Origin of the sequence: Streptomyces sp. NPDC049577, from assembly GCF_040675635.1 — a bacterium.
In the GTDB taxonomy this organism is placed as follows: Bacteria; Actinomycetota; Actinomycetes; order Streptomycetales; family Streptomycetaceae; genus Streptomyces.
In genome coordinates this window covers 1-4,425 of record NZ_JBFAPH010000432.1, presented here as the reverse complement: position 1 = coordinate 4,425, position 4,425 = coordinate 1, and the positions used below count along the sequence as shown (strand labels likewise).

Genomic DNA, 4,425 nt, shown 5'->3' with positions numbered 1-4,425 from the left:
GGACCTCCCGGACGTCGCGCGCCGCGTCGACGGCGGCGGCGACTGCCCGGGTCCCTGTGCCCGGGGGTGTCGCTAGCTCTTCTCCGCGACCCCGGCGGTGTCGAAGGTGGCGACCTCGTGCATCGCGCGGGCCGCGCTCTGGACGACCGGCAGCGCCAGCAGCGCGCCCGTGCCCTCGCCGAGGCGCAGGTCGAGGTCGACCAGCGGCCGCAGGCCGAGCTTGGTCAGCGCCGCGACGTGGCCCGGCTCAGCGCTGCGGTGTCCGGCGATGCACGCGGCCAGCGCCTCGGGCGCGATGGCCCGGGCGACCAGGGCGGCGGCCCCGGCGCTCACCCCGTCCAGGATCACCGGCGTGCGCAGCGAGGCGCCGCCCAGGATCAGGCCGACGAGGGCGGCGTGCTCCAGGCCGCCGACGGCCGCGAGGACGCCGATGGGGTCGTTCGGGTCGGGCTGGTGGAGTTCCAGCGCGCGCCGTACGACGTCGATCTTGCGGGCGTGCATCTCGTCGTTGATGCCGGTGCCGCGACCGGTGATCTCGGCCGGGTCGGCGCCGGTGTAGACGGCGATGAGGGCGGCCGACACGGTGGTGTTGGCGATGCCCATCTCGCCGGTCAGCAGCGCCTTGTTGCCGGCCGTGACCAGGTCGCGGGCCGTCTCGATGCCCACTTCGAGCGCGCGCAGCGCCTCTTCGCGGGTCATCGCGGGGCCGGTGGTGAAGTCGTGCGTGCCGGGCCGGATCTTGCGCGGCAGAAGGCCGGGAGTGCTGGGCAGTTCGCCCGCCACGCCGACGTCGACGACGCAGACCTCGGCGCCGACCTGGTTGGCGAAGGCGTTGCAGACCGCCCCGCCGCCCAGGAAGTTGCCGACCATCTGCGAGGTGACCTCCTGGGGCCACGCGGTGACGCCCTGGGCGTGCACCCCGTGGTCGCCCGCGAAGATCGCGACGGCGGCAGGCTCCGGGATGGGCGGCGGGCACTTGCGCGACAGGCCGCACAGCTGGGCGGAGATGATCTCCAGCATGCCGAGCGCGCCGGACGGCTTGGTCATGCGCTTCTGCCGCTCCCACGCCTCGCCGAGCGCCTTGGCGTCGAGCGGGCGGATGCCGCGCAGGGTCTCGGCGAGCAGGTCGTGCGGGTCCTCGCCGGGCAGCGCGCGGCGGCCGTACGTCTCCTCGTGGACGACCCACGACAGCGGGCGGCGCTTGGACCAGCCCGCCTGCATCAGCTCCGGCTCGTCGGGGAACTCGTCGACGTAGCCGACGCAGAGGTAGGCGACGACCTCCAGGTGCTCCGGCAGGCCGAGCTCGCGCACCATCTCGCGCTCGTCGAAGAAGCTCACCCAGCCGACGCCGAGGCCCTCCGCGCGGGCGGCGAGCCACAGGTTCTCCACGGCGAGGGCCGAGGAGTAGGGGGCCATCTGCGGCTGGGTGTGCCGGCCCAGGGTGTGCCGGCCGCCGCGGGTGGGATCGGCGGTGACGACGATGTTGACGGGCGTGTCGAGGATTGCCTCGATCTTCAGTTCCTTGAACTGCTTCGCCCGCCCCTTCGGCAGCGACCGGGCGTACGCCTCGCGCTGACGCTCCGCCAGCTCGTGCATGGCCTGGCGCGTCTCGGCGGAGCGGATGACGACGAAGTCCCAGGGCTGGGAGTGCCCCACGCTGGGTGCGGTGTGGGCGGCCTCCAGGACGCGCAGCAGCACCTCGTGCGGGATGGGGTCGGTGCGGAAGCCCTTGCGGATGTCGCGGCGCTCGCGCATCACCCGGTGCACGGCGGCCCGCTCGGCGTCCGCGAAACCGACGGCCGGGGGGCCGGCCGGTTCGGCGGGCTCGCCGGCGGCCTCGGGGGCGTCGGCGGAAGCGTCCGCCGCGTCGGGGGCGTCCGTCGCGTCCGCGCTCTCGGGCCCCTCGGGCGCTTCGGGCCCCTCGGGGACGAGCCTGAGCGCCTGCGGCGCGGCCTCGGCGGTGGCGGGCTCCTCCTCCCGCGCCTGCGGCGCGTCCACGGCCTCGGCGACCGCGGGGGCCGGCGCCTCCGGCTCCGGGGCCGGCTCCTCGGCCGGGGCGGGCGCCTCCGCCGGGGCCTGGGCGTCCGGCTGGTTCTCGACGGCCGGTGCGGCCGGGGTCTCGACGGGGGCCTGGGCCTGCGTGGCCTCATCGGTCACGAGCACGGCCTCCGCGGGTGCCTCGGGCGCCGGGGGCGCGACCGTCGGGGCCTGCGCCTGCGGCGCCTCCTGGGCGACGGGCGGGGCCAGAACCCCGGCCGGGGCCTCGGCGACGACGGGAGCCGCCGCCGGCATCTCCTCGGCCACCGCCGGGGCGACGGGCGGCGCGGGAACCTCCGCGGGGGCCGCCTCGACGGGCCCTGACACGGCGTCGGCGGCGACGGGGGGCGCCATGGGGGCCTCCTGCGCCTGCGGCTCGGGCGCGCCCTGGTCCTGGGCGGGGGCCGGGGTGAGGACGGCGGCCTGCGGCACGACGGTCGGCGCCGCGTCGGCGACCGGCTGGGCCGGCGGCTCGGTCGGTGCCGCAACCGCGCTCCGGGCACCCGCCGCGACAGGGGCGTCGGCGGGCGACTGCGTGTCAGCGGACGCCGCGGCAGCGGGGACTGCCGCCGGGACAGTGGTGGCGGGCGCAGGTTCCGGCGACGCGCTCTGCGCGTCCGCGACGGCGGGCGCGGACACGACGGCCTCGGTGGCGCTCTGCGCCGCCGGGCTGCCGGCAGCGGCGGCGGGAGCCGCAGCGGCGGGCGCTTCGGCCGCCGGCTGCGCCTGGTGCGGGACCTGCGGAGCCTGCGGCACCTCGGCGACCACCGCCGGCGCCGGGACGACGGCCTCGGCGGTGGCCTGCGCCGGCACCTCCGGGCTTTCCGCAACAGCGACCGGCGCCGCCACCGGGGCGACAGCCTCCGCGGCGAGCCGCATCTGCGCCTCGGGGCCCTCGGCAGCGGCGGCGGGCGCCGCAGCGGCGGGCGCTTCGGCCGCCGGCTGTGCCTGGTGCGGGACCTGCGGGGCCTGCGGCGGCTCGGCGACCGCCACCGGCGCCGGGACGACGGCCTCGGCGGTGGCCTGCGCCGGCACCTCCGGGCTTTCTGCGGGGCGGGGGGCGGGAACGGCCTGCGCCTCCTCGTGCGGAGCGTCGAGGTGCGGAGCGTCGAGGTACTCGGGGGCCGCCGGAGCCGGTACGGCCGGGCCGCGGTCCGCGAGGGAGCGGACGACGCCGCCGACGGCGGGATCCGGGGTGGGCGGGCCCATGTGGAGCGGGCGGCGCGGCTGCGCGGGGGCCGTGCGGACGGCGCTGTAGTCGACGGAGCCCGTGTCGCGGCCGCCCGTCTCGTGCGTACCGCCCTGGAGCAGCGGCTGCTCGGCCCAGGCACCCTGGGCACCCGGCATCAGCAGGAGGTCGTCCTCGTCCGCGCCCTCGGTCTGGTCGGCGTGGTCGTGGTCCGGTGCGTGGCCGAGAAAATAGGAATTCTCGATTCCGGCGTCGGCAGGGGCTGCCCCGTCCGCTGGGAGCGGGTGGCCGGGCAGTGCGCCTGCGTTCTCCGGCTGTCCCTCGCCCGGGAACCGGCCGGTGTCGGTCATGCGTACCCCTCGCCCATCGGTAGTGCTCCTTCCAACCGCTCACGCCCATAGACAACAACGAGCGTCCATGCCTCGCGGCACGTTGGCGTGCCGTCCGGTGCCACCCTGCCCTGTACGCACCAAGAGGGGGGCGGGTTCGGGGCATTGGTGACTGTGGTGTCGGACACCGGGCGGTTCGCACAACGGTCCGCCAGCCTACCCCCCGCCCGTACCGGGGCCCGACGGCGCCCTTTACTGCCGGGGCTGGATGCGACGGCCGCTCAGCAGGAAGGCTACGGCGCGTTCCCGCTCGGCCCAGCCGGTTGTGTCCAACTCCACTGCCTGGAGCAGCGTGCACTCGACGGCGTAGCCGCCCTCGGCGAGGACGCGGCCGACGGCCTCGGCGTCGTCGCGGGTGAAGGCGTGGGTGACGATCCGCTCCGGTCGGCGGTCGGCGCAGGCGGCGACGGTCTCCGCTCCCCCGCCGCCGACGCGGACGACGTCGGGTTCGGGCAGGTCTTCGAGTGTCTGCGGGGCGGCCCCGTGGACGACCTGCAGTTGAACACTGTGCCGACGGGCCGCGGCGGCGGTGCGGCGGCAGGCGTCGGCGTCGCGGTCGACGGCGATGACGGCGGCACCGAAGCGGGCGGCCTCGACGGCGGCGGCACCACTGCCGCAGCCGATGTCCCAGACCAGGTCGCCGACGCGGGGGCCGAGCCGGGCGAGTTGGGCGGCGCGCAGTTCGGTGGACTCGCCCTCGCCGAGGGGGGCGTCGCCACCGGATCCCGCACCACCGGATTCCGCACCGCCGGACTCCTCGGCGAACTCGATGCGCACCCGCTGCCCGGGCCGCAGCAGCCGCAGCCCCCC

At 77.2% G+C, this 4,425-nt stretch carries 2 protein-coding genes; both read right to left on the bottom strand.

All coding sequences use genetic code 11. The features are described 5' to 3' along the window. Window positions 1-72 precede the first annotated feature (72 nt). Window positions 73-3,576 carry a nicotinate-nucleotide--dimethylbenzimidazole phosphoribosyltransferase gene (gene cobT / locus AB0K09_RS30290; protein WP_366068610.1) on the bottom strand — a complete coding sequence of 1,168 codons (3,504 nt, stop codon included), beginning with the start codon at window positions 3,574-3,576 and terminating at the stop codon, window positions 73-75. A gap of 231 nt (window positions 3,577-3,807) precedes the next feature. Further along, window positions 3,808-4,425: methyltransferase domain-containing protein (locus AB0K09_RS30285; protein WP_366068609.1), on the bottom strand; the 618-nt coding region annotated here is incomplete at its 5' end.

Excerpts from the sequence above, each read along its gene's own strand:
- cobT (WP_366068610.1), bottom strand. The coding sequence starts at position 3,576 with ATGACCGACACCGGCCGGTTCCCGGGCGAGGGACAGCCGGAGAACGCA.